Source organism: Agromyces sp. Marseille-P2726, assembly GCF_902809835.1.
Classification (GTDB): Bacteria; Actinomycetota; Actinomycetes; order Actinomycetales; family Microbacteriaceae; genus Agromyces.
Genome location: NZ_CADDWM010000015.1, coordinates 343,284 through 358,751 on the forward strand (window position 1 = coordinate 343,284; position 15,468 = coordinate 358,751).

Below are 15,468 nucleotides of genomic sequence, written 5' to 3' on the forward strand. Positions count from 1 at the left end.
AGCGCTCAGGCCTCGATACCGAGGCGGTGCACGCGGCGGGCGAGTTCGACGCGGCTGCTCGTGCCGGTCTTCGCCAGCAGGTGCGACACGTGCGTGCTCACCGTCTTCTCGCTGATCACGAGCGTGCGCGCGATCTCGCCGTACGTCCGCCCGACTGCGATCAGGTCGAGGATCTCGCGTCCACGAGCGGTCAGCCCGGGCAGCGGGCTCAGGGCATCGGATGCCGCTGACGGCGGCTCCTCGATCGAGACTCTCGCACGCCTCGCGAGGTCGACGAGCTCGTCCTCCACGGGTCGGGCACCCAGGTCGCGGGCCAGTGCGAGCCCGGAGCGCAGCATCTCGGCGCCCTGCTGCCGGCCGCGCCCCCGAGCGAGCAGCGCCTCCGCGGCACGCCATCGGGAGTAGGCCTCCTCCCAGGGGAAACCCGCCTCGGAGCACGCTCCGGCAGCATCCACCCACGCGGTGGCGTTGTTCTCGCTCCCCCTCGCCCGCGCCTGCTCAGCCGCGTACATCGCTTCGAACGCGACGATCTGCCGTTCCACGTGAGCGGATTGCTCGCCGACATCTCGGATCACGTGCGGGAAACGCTGCACGAGTGCGTCGAGCACGGCGAGTGTGTCTTCGACATCGCGGCCGGTGTCGCGGGCGGACTGGACGAGGTCGGCGAGGGCGCGAGCAGCGAGCGGCATGAGCCACTCGCACATGGTCGGTGCGGAACCGCCACCCGTCGCACCGGCGAGCGCTGCCTCGTACGCACCACGCGGGTCGCCCATCGCGAGCCGAACTTCGGCGCGGACGGCGTCGAACTCGAACGAGAGGAACGCCGATCCATCGGCGAACAGCTCCTCCGCGCGAAGCAGGTGACTCTGCGCCTCGACCGAGTTGCCGCGGAGCGCAGCGAATCGTGCCGCGGTCAGTCTCGCCAGAACGTCACCGAGCGGTCCGGCGTCGGATCCGAGTGCGACACGAAGCCGCTCCTCGCACTCCTGCGTGCGCCCCATGGCGAGCAGGGCCCCCGCTTCATTCGCAGAGACCCAGGCGATGTACGCCGGAGGGCCACCCCGAGCGATGAGCTCCAGCCGATGCTCACGCATGCGGTCGGCGAACCAGTCGGATGCCCAGGTCTCGACGGCATTGCCCTCCCAGAGGAGCGCATGCACGTAGGCGAACCAGTCGCGCGACGCCAGGGCCGCCTCGACGCCCTCTTCGCCGTAGGCACGTGCGAGCGCCCCGTCGCGCTCGTACGTCGCCGCCATGGATGCGGCCGCGAGGGCGTGCGAAAGCGCTCGAGCATCATCCGCTTCGCGTGCCACATCGATCGCCTCGCGCGCATGCGCGGCAGCACCCGGCGCTTCCGCCCACAACTCGGCGTGCGCAAGCTCTGCCAACGCCAGAGCGTACTGGGAGCTCTTCGGATCGGCCGAAGCGAGTCCGATGGCTTCCCGCATCTCGTCGAGCTCGATGAACGCATCGCCCGCCATGAACCGCAGGTGCATCCGTCGCACCATGAGCTCAGCAGCGGCGAGGGGTTCCGCCGAAGGGTCGAGGCGGGCGAGCAGCGCCTCGACCGCCTCGAGTTCATCGAACGTGGCGCCGGCATCCGCCGCCACGGCGCGCCGACGACGCAGGAGCGCGTCGAGCAGCGAATCGGCATCCGCAACGCCGGGGACATCGGGAAGGAGCTCGACGGCACGACGGAGGAGCCGCAGCTGCTCGGCGCGACCCTCGGCGCCGTCGATCGAATCCGCCCCCTTGATGGCCCACTCGAACGCAGCGCTGGTATCGCCCGAACGGTAGCGGTGGTCGGCGATGGCGATGACGGATGCCACGGCGGCCGGCTCTTCGATTCGAGCCTCGAGCAGATCCGCGAATCGTCGATGCCACTCGCGGCGCTCATCGTCGGCCAGGGCCGCAGCCAGCACCTCCGCGCTCATCGGGTGGTGGAACCAGAAGGAGCCGTCGTCGAGCCGGTCCAGGGTCCCGGAGTCCACCGCCTCGGCCAGCGCGGAACGAATCGCGACGACGTCGGCCTCTCCGACCACCTCAGCCAGGTCGTCGGCCCGAGACGCCGCACCGCCGACGGCCAGCACGGTCGCGAGCCGCCGCGTCTCCTCCGACAGGCGGAACCATGACTGCAGCACCGCCGAGCTGAGGTCGACCGGGAACGTCTCGGGCGCCACACGTGCGTCGGGCGTGAGGCCCGAGACCATCAGGCGGGTGAAGTAGGGATTGCCTCGACCTCGGCGCTGCACGTCATCGATCAGCGACTGATGCGGCGCTGCTCCGATCAACACCTCGATCTGCTCGGCCGTGCCCGCGCGGTCGAAGGGTTCGAGCCGGAGTTCGAACATTCGAGGGAGACGGCGGATGTCGGCGAGCCAGCGCTGGAGCGGGTGACCGAGACCGACCTCGCCTGCCCGAAGCGTGGCGATGACGGTGAGGCGACGTCGAGCGGGGCCGGCGATCACGTACATGAGCGCGTCGAGCGCGGAGCGGTCGGCCCATTGCACGTCGTCGACGACGAGGACGACGGGCTGGACGTGGCATCGACGCGCGAGCCAGTCGTCGAATCGGACGGTGACGTCGCGATCGTCGCCCTGGAGGTCGACGATGCCCGCCTCCTCGAGGCCTTCGTCGAGGTCGCGGAGGGCGGTCCGGATCGGCAGCAGCGGAATCGACATCGACGTGAGCGGAAGGCACGCGCCGAAGATGGTCATGGCCGTGTCGTCGTTGGAGCACGCTCGGGCGACGAGGGCGGTCTTGCCGATTCCGGCATCGCCCGAGACCACGAGCGTCTGCGCCTCCCCGGCGCGAGATCGGTCGAGGAGCCCCCTGATGGTCCCGAGTTCATGCTCCCGTCCGACGAAGATCGGCACGGACGGCACGGGTGACACGGCCACGAATCAAGTCTGGCACCACAGAGCGCGCGGATATCAGGACTTTTCGCGCCGATCTCAGGGTGGAGACCCGATCCGGCGTGCGTCGCAAGCGGGGATGGTGGTGCGCATCGATGTCAGGAAGGAAGGCGCGCCATGTCCAGTGCACGCACCCTCATCGCCTCCGGGCTCATCATGGCTGCCGGGACACTCCTCGCGACCGCCGTCGCCGGCCCCGCCTCAGCGCGCCCGGAGGCACCCCCCGAGCCGATCCGGGTGTCGGTGCACTACGGGGAGTGCCCGCTCACTCGCATCGACACCCAGTACGTGCGCTGCGACGACCTCACCGGTGCCGGTGTGCCCGCCCCGTCGTGGATTCCCGAGCAGTAGCGGCATCCGCCACCCGCCCGGCGGCCGAATGCCTCACCGAGCTCAGAACGGGAGCAGCGGGTCGATGCCGATCGCGAGGAAGAGCAGCGACAGGTACGCGATCGAGCCGTGGAACACGCGCATGGGCGAAACATGCTCGTGCCTGATGGCGAGGTTGTACAGGCGGTGCGTCTCGTAGACGAACCAGACTCCCGTGACGAGCGCGACGGCGGTGTAGACGAGGCCCATTCCGGCGACCGGGATGAGCAGCAGTGAGCACGCCACGGTCGCCCACGCGTAGAGGATGACCTGCAGGCCGACCTGCGCGCGGCCCCGGACGACCGCGAGCATGGGCACGCCCGCCGCGGCGTAGTCGTCTTTGTACTTCATCGACAGCGGCCAGTAATGCGGCGGCGTCCAGAGGAAGATGATGAGGAACAGGATGAACGGCGCCCACGTCAGGCTGCCGGTCACTGCGGCCCAGCCGATGAGCACGGGCATGCAGCCCGCGATTCCGCCCCAGACGATGTTCTGCGACGTGCGGCGCTTCAGGACGAGGCTGTAGAAGACGACGTAGAGCAGGATCGCGGCCAGCGACAGCGCTGCAGCCAGCCAGTTGGTGAAGATCCACAGCCACGCGATGGATGCCGCTCCGAGGCCGTAGGCGAACACCAGCGCCTCTCGGTCGGTGAGTTCGCCGGTGACGAGCGGGCGCCCCTGGGTGCGCTTCATGACGCGGTCGATGTCGCGGTCGATGTAGCAGTTGAACGCGCCCGCCGAGCCCGCGCTCATCGCACCGCCGATCAGGGTGGCGAGGAGGAGCCACAGGTTGGGCAGCCCGTTCTGGGCGAGGATCATCGTCGGAGCAGTGACGACGAGGAGCAGTTCGATCACCCGGGGCTTGGTGAGCGCGAGGTAGGCGGCGAGCTTGCGCCGAACCGTCGTCGCGGGTCGCACCTCGTGCGAGTGTACGGATGCCTGCATCGTTCCTCTTCCGGGCGCGGGCATGAGCAGCCACTCCGAGCGCGCCCCGCATCGAGTCTAGGCCATCGCCGCGGTGCGTCCTGAAGTCGCGCGACCGGGTGATGCGGCATCCGCTGCCATTCCCGGTCACACCCCGTCATCGCATCCCCGGTCCATATACTGAGGATTGCGTGCCCGGCTCCACGGGTTCGACGGCGCAGCCCACGAGCGGGCCCGCCGAACGAATCCACCGCCTGGCGGAGACCGCGCCAGAGCGTCCTCGGCGGGTCGGGCCGACGGGTCCCGACTCCGTCACGATCGGAAGGAACAGCACCCCGTGGCAACTCTGCAGTGGGAATCCATCGACGATCGCGCGGTCGACACGGCGCGCGTCCTCGCCGCCGACGCCGTCGAGAAGGTCGGCAACGGGCATCCCGGAACGGCGATGAGCCTCGCACCCGCCGCCTACCTCCTCTTCCAGAAGGTCATGCGACGGGATCCTGCCGACCACGAGTGGTTGGGGCGCGACCGATTCATCCTTTCGGCGGGGCACAGCTCGCTGACGCAGTACATCCAGCTCTACCTCGCGGGCGACGGCCTCGAGCTCGAGGACCTCGAGGCGCTGCGCACCTGGGGCTCGAAGACCCCCGGCCACCCCGAGTACGGCCACACCGACGGCGTCGAGATCACCACCGGCCCACTCGGCCAGGGCCTCGCCTCGGCGGTCGGCTTCGCCTACGCCTCCCGGTTCGAGCGGGGTCTCTTCGATCCTGACGCCGCGCCCGGCACCAGCCCCTTCGACCACTTCATCTACGTCATCGCGAGTGACGGCGACCTGCAGGAGGGCGTCACGAGCGAGGCATCCTCGCTGGCCGGGCACCAGCAGCTCGGCAACCTCGTCGTCATCTACGACTCGAACCAGATCTCCATCGAGGACGACACCGACATCGCCTTCACGGAAGACGTCGCCGCGCGCTACGAGGCGTACGGCTGGCACGTGCAGACCGTCGACTGGAAGAAGAGCGGCGAGTACGTCGAAGACGTCGCGGAACTGCATCGGGCGATCCAGGCGGCGAAGGGCGAGGCCTCGAAGCCGTCGATCATCATCCTCAAGACCATCATCGGGTGGCCGAGCCCCGGAAAGCAGAACACCGGGAAGATCCACGGCTCGGCGCTCGGCGCGGCCGAGCCCGCGGCCACGAAGGAGGTGCTCGGCTTCGACCCCGAGCAGTCCTTCGTCGTCGCAGACGACATCCTCGAGCACACCCGAGCCGCACTCGAGCGCGGGGCGGCAGCGCGCGCCGAGTGGCAGACGTCCTTCGACGCCTGGGCTGCGGCGAATCCCGAGCGAAAGGCGCTGCTCGACCGCCTGCAGGCCGGTGAGCTGCCCGACGGCCTCGAGTCGCTGCTCCCGGTCTTCGAAGGCGGCACCGAGCTCTCGACACGCGCGGCGTCGGGCAAGGTCATCAACGCCCTCGCCGCCGAGCTGCCCGAGTTCTGGGGCGGGTCGGCCGACCTCGCGGAATCCAACCTCACCACGATCAACGATGCCGCGTCGTTCATTCCCACCGAGTGGTCGACCCACGAGTTCGCTGGGAACCCCTACGGTCGCGTGCTGCACTTCGGCATCCGCGAGCACGCGATGGCGGCCATCGTGAACGGCATCGTGCTGCACGGGAAGACGCGCGCCTTCGGCGGGACGTTCCTGATCTTCAGCGACTACATGCGCCCCGCGGTGCGGCTGTCGGCGCTGATGCACATCCCCTCGATCTTCGTTTGGACGCACGACTCCGTCGCCCTCGGCGAAGACGGCCCCACCCACCAGCCCATCGAGCAGCTCGCGTCCCTCCGCGCCATCCCCGGCTTCACCATCGTGCGACCGGCCGACGCGAACGAGGTCGCGCACGCGTGGCTCGAGATCCTCAAGCGCCGCGGCGGCCCGGTCGGCCTCGCGCTGACCCGGCAGAACGTTCCCGTGTTCGAGCGTGGTGACGGCGAGGCATCCGGCGACACCCTCGCCTCCGCAGCCGGGGTGGCGAAGGGCGCGTACATCCTCGCCGAGGCACCGAGCGGGGAGCCCGACGTGATCCTCATCGCGACCGGCTCGGAGGTGCAGCTCGCCGTGGCCGCACGGGAGACGCTCGCCGGCGAGGGCATCCAGGCCCGGGTGGTCTCGGCTCCGAGCCTGGAGTGGTTCGAGGAGCAGGATGCCGCATACCGCGAGTCCGTGCTGCCGCCGGGGGTGACCGCCCGAGTCTCGGTCGAGGCCGGCGTGTCGCTCACCTGGCGGCCCTACGTCGGCGATCGCGGCCGAAGCGTGTCGATCGAGCACTTCGGGGCATCCGCCGACTACAAGACGCTGTTCCGCGAGTTCGGCATCACGACCGATGCCGTCGTCGCCGCGGCGAAGGAATCGCTTGCGTCGGCCTGACGCCAGCACGAAGGAGAGACACACCATGGCCACCACCTCCCCCACCGCCGCACTCTCCGAGGCCGGCGTCAGCATCTGGCTCGACGACCTGTCGCGCGAGCGCCTCGTCTCGGGCGGCCTCGAGCGGCTCATCGAGGAACGCGACGTCGTGGGCGTCACGACGAATCCGACGATCTTCGCCAACGCCCTCGCGAAGGGCGAGGGGTACACGGAGCACCTCCATGCCCTCGCCGTTGCCGGCACAGACCTCGAATCGGCCGTGTTCGAGATCATCACCGATGACGTGCGCACCGCCGCCGACGTCCTCCGTCCCACGTACGACGCGACCGGCGGCGTCGACGGACGCGTCTCCATCGAGGTCGCCCCCGGCATCGCGCACGACACGGCCGGCACCGTCGCCCAGGCCAAGCAGCTCTGGGCGACCGTCGACCGCCCGAACGTCATGATCAAGATCCCGGCGACCGTCGAAGGACTCGACGCCATCACCGCGGCCACCGCCGCCGGAATCAGCGTCAACGTCACGCTCATCTTCAGCCTCGACCGCTACCGCGGCGTCATCGAGGCCTACCTCGCCGGTCTCGAGCAGGCGAAGGACGCGGGCATCGACCTCAGCACGATCCGCTCGGTGGCGTCCTTCTTCGTGTCGCGAGTCGACACCGAGATCGACAAGCGCCTGGAGGCGATCGGCACCGAGGCGGCGCTCGCGCTGAAGGGCAAGGCCGGCCTCGCGAACGCCCGATTGGCCTACGAGCTGTACGAGGCGGAGTTCGCGTCCGAGCGCGCGACAGCCCTGCTCGCAGCGGGCGCCAATCGCCAGCGTCCGCTCTGGGCGTCGACCGGCGTCAAGGACCCGGCGCTGCCCGACACGCTCTACGTGACCGAGCTGGTCGCGCCGGGCGTCGTCAACACCATGCCCGAGAAGACCCTCGAGGCGGTCTACGACCACGGCGAGATCCGGGGCGACACCGTCACCGGCTCCTACGACGAGGCCGGCCGGGTGCTCGACTCGCTCGCCGAGGTCGGCGTGGACTACGACGACGTGACGGCCGTGCTCGAGCGGGAGGGCGTCGAGAAGTTCCCCGTCTCGTGGAACGAACTCCTCGACACCGTCCGGGTGGCCCTGGAGGCGGCGCGATGAGCTTCCGCATCTCGGTGAGCGGCGCCGCCGCCGACGCGGTCCGGCGCACCGTTCCGACCCTCGTCGCCGATCTGGTCGCGAGCGGCATCACCGCGCAGGACCCCGCACTCTGGGGACCCGACGCGGAGGCCGAGGCGTCCAAGCGACTCGGCTGGACGGAGGCGGTGGCCGTCTCGCGACCGCTCGTGGCTGAGATCGAGGCACTCCGCGAGCAGCTCCAGGCCGAGGGGGTCACCCAGATCGTCCTCGCGGGCATGGGCGGATCCTCGCTGGCTCCCGAGGTCATCACCCGCACGGCGAGGGTCGACCTCACCGTGCTCGACTCGACCGAGCCCGGGCAGGTCCGTGCCGCGCTGAGCGACCGCCTCGAAGCGACCGCCCTGGTCGTCTCATCGAAGTCGGGCTCCACGGTCGAGACCGACAGCGCCCGGCGTGCGTACGAACAGGCGTTCCGCGACGCCGGCATCGATCCGGCCAGCCGGATCATCGTCGTCACCGACCCGGGTTCTCCGCTGGATCGATCGGCGCGTGAAGCGGGCTACCGCGTGTTCAACGCCGACCCGAACGTCGGCGGCCGCTACTCGGCACTCACCGCGTTCGGTCTCGTCCCATCCGGACTCGCCGGCGTGGACATCGGCGAGATCCTCGACGAGGCCGAGACGATCGAGCTCTCGCTGGCGATCGACAGCCACGAGAACCCCGGCCTCGTGCTCGGTGCCGCCATCGCGGGCACCGAGCCCCTCCGCGACAAGTTGGCGATCGTCGCCGACGGCACCCACATCGTCGGCTTCGCCGACTGGGCCGAGCAACTCATCGCCGAATCGACGGGCAAGGAGGGCACCGGAATCCTCCCCGTGGTCGTCGACCGAGACGCGCCCGAACTGTCGGCCGGGCTCGCCGACGTGCAGGTGGTCCGGCTCGTCGACGATGCGGGTGACGAGATCTTCGCGCGCGGCTCCTCGGGCGACATCCGAGTGTCGGGCACGCTCGGTGCACAGCTGCTCGTCTGGGAGTACGCGACCGCGGTTGCCGGTCGCCTCCTCGGCATCAACCCGTTCGACCAACCCGACGTCGAGTCGGCGAAGGTCGCCGCACGGGGCCTGCTCGACGCGCGCCCCGAGCCCTCGCCGGCCGCGTTCGTGGCCGACGGCATCGAGGTCCGCGGAACGCCCGACGTGATCGGGGCCGCGAGCGACCTCTCGTCGGCGATCGACGTGCTGCTCGAGGAGATCCCCCCGAACGGCTACCTCTCGGTGCAGGCGTATATCGATCGCGTCGCGCATCCCGGGCTCGCGCGTATCCGCGACGCCCTCGCCGCGCGCGCAGGGCGTCCGGTCACGTTCGGCTGGGGTCCACGATTCCTGCACTCGACGGGGCAATTCCACAAGGGAGGGCCGGCTGTCGGAGTGTTCCTCCAGATCACCGAGGTGCCGCCGGTCGACCTCGAGATCCCTGGCCTGCCGTTCACGTTCGGCCAGCTCATCGCCGCGCAGGCGTCGGGCGACGCCAGCGTCCTCGCCGAGCACGGCCGCCCGGTCCTGACGCTGACGCTGACGGATGCCGCAGCGAACCTCCCGACACTCATCGACGCCATCGGCTGACCACGGAGGAAGGATCCGATGCCTCCCGCACCGATCTCGGCGCAGCACAATCCGCTGCGCTCCCCGAAGGACTTCCGCCTCAACCGCATCGCCGGGCCGTCGAGCCTCATCATCTTCGGCGTCACCGGCGACCTGTCGCGCAAGAAGCTCATGCCCGCGGTCTACGACCTCGCCAACCGCGGCCTGCTCCCGCCGGGATTCGCACTCGTCGGCTTCGCTCGTCGCGACTGGAACGACGAGGACTTCGAGAAGGTCGTGCACGACGCGGTGAAGCAGTACGCCCGCACCGATTTCCACGAGGACGTCTGGAAGCAGCTCGCCCGCGGCATCCGCTTCGTGCAGGGTGACTTCGACGACGACGCGGCGTTCGATCGCCTGCGCACCGTGGTGTCCGACCTCGACCGGGAGCGCGGAACGATGGGCAACCACGCGTTCTACCTCTCGATCCCGCCGAAGTCGTTTCCCCTCGTCACCGAGCAGCTGAAGCGATCCGGCCTCACCGAGCAGAACGGCGACCAGTGGCGGCGAGTGGTCATCGAGAAGCCGTTCGGATCCGACCTGAAGTCCGCCCGGGAGCTGAACGATGTAGTCGCGTCGGTGTTCCCACCCGATGCCGTGTTCCGCATCGACCACTACCTCGGCAAGGAGACGGTGCAGAACATCCTCGCCCTGCGGTTCGCGAACCAGTTGTACGAACCGATCTGGAACGCCAACTACGTCGATCACGTGCAGATCACCATGGCCGAGGACATCGGCGTCGGCGGACGGGCCGGGTACTACGACGGGATCGGCGCGGCGCGCGATGTCATCCAGAACCACCTCCTGCAGCTGCTGGCGCTGACGGCCATGGAGGAGCCCATCTCCTTCGAGGCCGGAGACCTCCGGGCCGAGAAGGAGAAGATCCTGGCCGCCGTGCGCCTCCCCGACGACCTCGCGACCGGCACGGCCCGTGGGCAGTACTCGGGCGGTTGGCAGGGTGGCGAGAAGGTGGTGGGCTTCCTCGAGGAAGACGGCATGAACCCACAGTCGACCACAGAGACGTATGCGGCGATGAAGCTCTCGATCGGCACGCGCCGCTGGGCCGGTGTGCCGTTCTACCTCCGCGCCGGAAAACGCCTCGGTCGGCGGGTGACCGAGATCGCGGTGGTCTTCAAGCGGGCGCCGCAGCAGGTGTTCGCCGACAGCCAGACCTCGGAGCTCGGCCAGAACGCCCTGGTGATCCGGGTGCAGCCCGACGAGGGGGTCACCATCCGCTTCGGCTCGAAAGTGCCTGGCGCGGGGATGCAGGTTCGTGACGTGACGATGGACTTCGGGTACGGTCACGCATTCACCGAGGCCAGCCCCGAAGCGTACGAGCGACTCATCCTCGATGTCCTGCTCGGCGATCCGCCGCTGTTCCCCCGCCAGGAGGAGGTGGAACTGTCCTGGAAGATCCTCGACCCCATCGAGGAGTTCTGGGCGACGCAGGGGCGGCCTGAGCAGTACTCCCCCGGATCCTGGGGCCCGGCCTCGGCTGACGAGCTTCTCGCACGCGACGGACGAACCTGGAGGCGCCCATGATCGTCGACCTTCCCGACACCACGACGAGCCAGATCTCGAAGACGCTGGTCAAGATCCGCGAGGAGGGCGGCGTCGTCGCGCTCGGCCGAGTACTCACGCTCGTCATCGCGACAGCGCCCGACGGCGCTGAGGAAGCCATCGAGGCGGCGAACGACGCGTCCCGGGAGCATCCGATGCGGGTGATCGCCGTGTCGCGAGATCCCGAGGAATCCTCCGGCGTTCCGGCTCGGCTCGATGCGGAGATCCGCGTCGGCGGCGACGCCGGCGCGAGCGAGGTCATCGTGCTGCGTGCGCGCGGCGAGGCCGCCCGCAACGAAGAGAGCCTCGTCATGGGCCTGCTCCTGTCGGACGCACCCGTCGTCGTCTGGTGGCCCGGCCCCGCGCCCGCTGTGCCCGGCGAATCACCTCTCGGCCGCATCGCGCAGCGGAGGATCACGGATGCCTCGACCCAGCCCGACCCGCAGGCCGCCCTCCGCGCGCTCGCGACGAGCTACCGCCCGGGCGATGCGGACTTCGCGTGGACTCGACTCACCCTCTGGCGGGCCCAGCTGGCCGCCGTGCTCGATCAGCCCCCGTACACGCCGATCACGGGAGTGCGGGTCACGGGAGCGATCGACTCCCCGTCGACGACCCCGCTCGCGGCGTGGGTGCGCCTGCAGCTCGATGCCCCGAGCACGTGCGTACTGACCGGCGCCGATTCGGGATCGCACGGCGGCATCCACGGCGTGGAACTCGAACGCGACGGCGGCACGATCGAACTGGTGCGCGAAGTCCCGGGGATCGCCACCCTCCGCCAGCCCGGCCAGCCCGTACACGACGTGGCCCTGCCACGACGCAACCTGCGCGACTGCCTCGCTGACGAACTCCGGCGCCTCGACCCCGATGAGTTGTACGGTGAGGTGATCACGAGCGGCCTCGCGGTGCTCGGAGACGTCCAGGCCGAAGGAGTCCATGCATGACGAACGAACGGCGCGTCCTGGTCCATCCAGACAAGGGGTCACTGGCCGGTTCCGTCGCCGCCCGGTTCATCACGAAGACGCTCGACATCCTCGACGAACAGGCGGTCGCGCACATCGTGCTCACGGGTGGGTCGATGGGGTCCGCCGTGCTCGAGGCGGTCGCGGCTTCCCCCGCCCGCACCAGCATCGACTGGGCGCGAGTCCACTTCTGGTGGGGAGACGAGCGCTGGGTGCCCGAGAATGACGCCGACCGCAACGACCGCCAGGCCCGTGAGGCGCTCCTCGATGACCTCGACCTCGCCGAGGAGAACGTCCACCCGTTCCCCGCGGCCGACTCCGGGATGGACCTGGACGAGGCGGCGGCCGCATACGCGGCGGAGCTGTCGAAGCACGGCGTCGACGGTCTGCCGCACCCGCTCTTCGACATCACCTTCCTCGGCGTCGGCCCTGATGGGCACATCGCGTCGCTCTTCCCGCATCGTTCGGGAATCCAGGTCGCCGACCGCACGGTCATTCCGGTGCGTAACTCGCCGAAGCCGCCACCCGAGCGCCTGAGCCTCACGCGACCGGTGCTCAATTCCTCGCAACGGATCTGGCTGGTGCTGGCCGGCGCCGACAAGGCGTCGGCGCTGGGGCTCGCGCTCGCGGGCGCGAGCCGCGATGAGGTTCCGGTGGCCGGAATCAAGGGCCGCCGGCGCACGGTCTTCTTCGTCGATTCGGATGCCGCGGCCGAGGTTCCCGAGTCGCTCATCACACGCGACATCTGACCGATTCCAGCCGCTCCAACCGTCGCAGGCCGCGCGGGGGGTCAGCCGTTCGGCCCGACGCTCACCTCGACCCGCGTCATCGGCACGCGTGTGTCGTCAGTCGTCGGGACTGATCTGACCGCGACGGATGCGAAGTTGCGTCAACGCCTCTTCGAGCAGAGCGGCGGCCTCTTCGTCGGTGCGACGCTCCTTCACGTAGGCGAGGTGCGTCTTGTACGGCTCGAGCTTCGACACCGAGGGTGGATTGTCTTTGTCGCGTCCGGCCGGAAGGCCGGTCGACGGACTGTCGATGACGTCTGGGATCTCGTCTTCGGGCAGGTTCGCCGCGAAGTAGCGCACGGTCTCGTTGCCCTGAGCGTCCCAGTAGCTCACCGCGATGCGGTCGGCGTGGAAGCCGCGGTCCTGCTCGCCCATCGGGCCCGCACCGACGCGCGAGCCGCGGATGGCGCTGTTGCCTGATGCCATGAGGCCTCCCTCGTCAGATTCCGGCTTCGAACTTCGTGATGAGGCCCAGCACGACGATGCATGCGACCCACACGAGTCCCAGGATGACCGTGATCCGGTTGAGGTTTCGCTCGGCCACGCCGGACGCGCCGAGGCTCGACGTGACGCCGCCGCCGAACATGTCGGACAGACCGCCGCCGCGGCCCTTGTGCAGGAGGATGAGCAGCGTCAGCAGGAGACTCGTGAGACCGAGCAACACCTGCAGGACGACCTGGAGAATCTCCACGGTGAACCTTTCCGGGCACGACGACTGGGGGTCGTTGCCGCATACGAGTATAGCGGGACGCTCGACGGCGACCGCGAAGGCTAGGCGCCGACGTGCTTCTTGAAGCGGACGATGCTCGTGAACTCGTCGATGTCGAGGCTCGCACCACCCACGAGGGCGCCGTCGACGTTCGGCTCCCGCAGGAACGAGGCGATGTTCGTGGCCTTGACCGATCCCCCGTACAGGATGCGCGTCGCGTCGGCGACCTGATCGCCGAGCAGCTCGGCGATCACCTCGCGCAATGCCGCAGCGACCTTCTCGGCCTGCTCGGGCGTCGCCGCCTGACCGGAACCGATCGCCCACACCGGCTCGTAGGCGACCACCAGGCCCTTCGATCCGTCGACTCCTTCGAGCGCCGATCGCAGCTGCTTCACGGGCACCGCACTGGCGCCGTGCCGCTCGAGATCCTCGGCGGTCTCGCCGACGCACACCACGGGGACGATCCCGTGGCGGTGCGCAGCCTGGACCTTCGCATTGACCGTCGCATCCGTCTCGTGGTGGTAGGTGCGCCGCTCGGAGTGCCCGATGATCGTGTAGCTGCAGTCGAGCGCGGCGAGGAACGCCCCCGAGACCTCCCCGGTGTAGGCGCCCGAGTCATGCGCCGAGACGTCCTGCGCGCCGTAGGCGATGGGGAGGGAGTCGGCGGCGACGAGGGTCTGCACCGAGCGGAGGTCGGTGAACGGCGGGAAGACGGCGACCTCGGCGTCGGCGAAGTCGTGCCTCGCGTCGGCGAGCGACCAGGCGAGCTTCTGCACGAACGCGATCGCCTGCAGGTGGTCGAGATTCATCTTCCAGTTGCCTGCGATGAACGGGGTTCGCGTCACTGCCATCCGAGGACCTCCAGTCCGGGGAGCTTCTTGCCCTCGAGGAACTCGAGGCTCGCGCCTCCGCCCGTCGAGATGTGGTCGAATCGGTCGTCGCCGAACCCGAGTTGCCGCACGGCCGCGGCGGAGTCGCCACCCCCGACCACGCTCAGTCCGTCGACTTCGGTGAGCGCCTCCGCGACGGCACGTGTGCCGGCCGCGAACGGCGCGAGTTCGAACACGCCCATCGGCCCGTTCCAGAACACGGTGCGCGAGTTCCGGATGCGCTCCGCGAACGCTGCAGCAGTGTCGGGTCCGATGTCGAGCCCGAGGCCGGATGCCGCGAACGGAGTCTCCTCGATGGCATCGGCCGCGGTCACGACGTGATCGGCGTCGGCGGAGAACGAGGCGGCGACGACCACGTCGGTGGGAAGCAGGATGTCGACGCCGCGCTGCCTCGCGTCGGCCAGGTAGCCGTTCACCGTGTCGATCTGGTCGGCCTCGAGCAGGCTCGAACCGACTCTGTGTCCCTGCGCGGCCAGGAAGGTGAAGAGCATGCCGCCGCCGATCAGGAGCGCGTCGACGCGCGGCAGGAGGTGCTCGATGACGCCGAGCTTGTCGGAGACCTTCGAACCGCCGAGCACGACGGTGTAGGGGCGCTCGGGCGATTCGGTGAGCCGGTCGAGCACGTCCACCTCGGCGGCGATGAGCAGGCCGGCCGCGCTCGGCCGGAGCTGCTCGAGTTCGTACACGCTGGCCTGCTTGCGGTGGACCACGCCGAAGCCGTCGGAGACCACGGCGTCGGCGAACGCCGCGAGCTCGCCGGCGAACGCCGTGCGCTCGGCCTCGTTCTTGGAGGTCTCCCCGGGGTTGAAGCGCAGGTTCTCGAGCACGAGCACCTCGCCGTCGGCGAGTGCCTCGACCTTCGCCGCGGCATCCGTGCCCACCGTGTCGGTCGCGAATGCCACGGGACGCTCGATGAGCTCATCGAGGCGTGCCGCAACCGGAGCGAGGCTGTACTTCGGGTCGGGAGCGCCATCGGGGCGACCGAGATGAGAGATGACGATGACGCGAGCTCCCTGACCGGTGAGCGCTTCGAGCGTGGGCGCTGACGCCCGCACGCGGCCGTCGTCCGTGATGACCCCGTCCTGCAGGGGGACGTTGAGGTCGCATCGGACGACGACGCGCTTGCCGGCGAGTGGACCGAGGCTTTCGATCGTTCGCAGGGTCAC

13 protein-coding genes are annotated in these 15,468 nt (G+C 69.5%); 7 read left to right on the forward strand and 6 right to left on the reverse strand.

The genetic code is table 11. The features are described from left to right. Nucleotides 1-5: 5 nt before the first annotated feature. Complete coding sequence (locus HUS56_RS14260; protein WP_173924083.1) at nucleotides 6-2,900, reverse strand: LuxR family transcriptional regulator; 2,895 nt, start codon at nucleotides 2,898-2,900, stop codon at nucleotides 6-8. Nucleotides 2,901-3,032: 132 nt separating this feature from the next. Between HUS56_RS14260 and HUS56_RS14265 the strand changes: the two genes are divergently transcribed. After that, nucleotides 3,033-3,266, forward strand: a complete 234-nt coding sequence (locus HUS56_RS14265) for a hypothetical protein (protein WP_173923801.1) — start codon at nucleotides 3,033-3,035, stop codon at nucleotides 3,264-3,266. Nucleotides 3,267-3,308: 42 nt separating this feature from the next. Here the strand turns inward: HUS56_RS14265 and HUS56_RS14270 are convergent, their stop codons facing one another. Continuing rightward, on the reverse strand, nucleotides 3,309-4,229 hold the full coding sequence (locus HUS56_RS14270) for a heme o synthase (protein WP_173924084.1): 921 nt from the start codon (nucleotides 4,227-4,229) through the stop codon (nucleotides 3,309-3,311). A 316-nt stretch (nucleotides 4,230-4,545) separates the two neighbouring features. Here HUS56_RS14270 and tkt point away from each other — a divergent pair, with 316 nt between their 5' ends. The 6 genes from tkt to pgl are packed head-to-tail and all read left to right on the forward strand — an operon-like array spanning nucleotide 4,546 to nucleotide 12,664. Further along, nucleotides 4,546-6,639, forward strand: a complete 2,094-nt coding sequence (tkt, locus tag HUS56_RS14275) for a transketolase (RefSeq protein WP_173924085.1) — start codon at nucleotides 4,546-4,548, stop codon at nucleotides 6,637-6,639. Between the two features lie 25 nt (nucleotides 6,640-6,664). Beyond that, complete coding sequence (tal, locus tag HUS56_RS14280; RefSeq protein WP_173924086.1) at nucleotides 6,665-7,777, forward strand: transaldolase; 1,113 nt, start codon at nucleotides 6,665-6,667, stop codon at nucleotides 7,775-7,777. Next, on the forward strand, nucleotides 7,774-9,378 hold the full coding sequence (locus HUS56_RS14285; RefSeq protein ID WP_173924087.1) for a glucose-6-phosphate isomerase: 1,605 nt from the start codon (nucleotides 7,774-7,776) through the stop codon (nucleotides 9,376-9,378). Before tal ends, HUS56_RS14285 begins: the two co-directional genes overlap by 4 nt. Before the next feature lie 18 nt (nucleotides 9,379-9,396). Further along, a complete protein-coding gene (gene zwf, locus HUS56_RS14290; protein ID WP_173924088.1) occupies nucleotides 9,397-10,938 on the forward strand; it encodes a glucose-6-phosphate dehydrogenase in 1,542 nt (513 codons plus the stop codon). After that, on the forward strand, nucleotides 10,935-11,897 hold the full coding sequence (locus HUS56_RS14295; protein ID WP_173924089.1) for a glucose-6-phosphate dehydrogenase assembly protein OpcA: 963 nt from the start codon (nucleotides 10,935-10,937) through the stop codon (nucleotides 11,895-11,897). The genes zwf and HUS56_RS14295 overlap by 4 nt, the downstream gene beginning before the upstream one ends. After that, nucleotides 11,894-12,664 carry a 6-phosphogluconolactonase gene (gene pgl, locus HUS56_RS14300; protein WP_173924090.1) on the forward strand — a complete coding sequence of 257 codons (771 nt, stop codon included), beginning with the start codon at nucleotides 11,894-11,896 and terminating at the stop codon, nucleotides 12,662-12,664. Before HUS56_RS14295 ends, pgl begins: the two co-directional genes overlap by 4 nt. Before the next feature lie 96 nt (nucleotides 12,665-12,760). Here pgl and HUS56_RS14305 read toward each other — a convergent pair whose 3' ends face one another. The 4 genes from HUS56_RS14305 to pgk all read right to left on the reverse strand — a co-directional run bounded on the left by HUS56_RS14305 (nucleotide 12,761) and on the right by pgk (nucleotide 15,468). Next, nucleotides 12,761-13,129, reverse strand: a complete 369-nt coding sequence (locus HUS56_RS14305; RefSeq protein ID WP_173924091.1) for an RNA polymerase-binding protein RbpA — start codon at nucleotides 13,127-13,129, stop codon at nucleotides 12,761-12,763. A gap of 13 nt (nucleotides 13,130-13,142) precedes the next feature. Beyond that, a complete protein-coding gene (secG, locus tag HUS56_RS14310; RefSeq protein WP_173924092.1) occupies nucleotides 13,143-13,394 on the reverse strand; it encodes a preprotein translocase subunit SecG in 252 nt (83 codons plus the stop codon). Nucleotides 13,395-13,474: 80 nt separating this feature from the next. Further along, the gene (gene tpiA, locus HUS56_RS14315) at nucleotides 13,475-14,263 is read right to left on the reverse strand and encodes a triose-phosphate isomerase (RefSeq protein ID WP_173924093.1); all 789 of its coding nucleotides are present in this window, start codon (nucleotides 14,261-14,263) and stop codon (nucleotides 13,475-13,477) included. Beyond that, complete coding sequence (gene pgk, locus HUS56_RS14320) at nucleotides 14,254-15,468, reverse strand: phosphoglycerate kinase (RefSeq protein WP_173924094.1); 1,215 nt, start codon at nucleotides 15,466-15,468, stop codon at nucleotides 14,254-14,256. The genes tpiA and pgk overlap by 10 nt, the downstream gene beginning before the upstream one ends.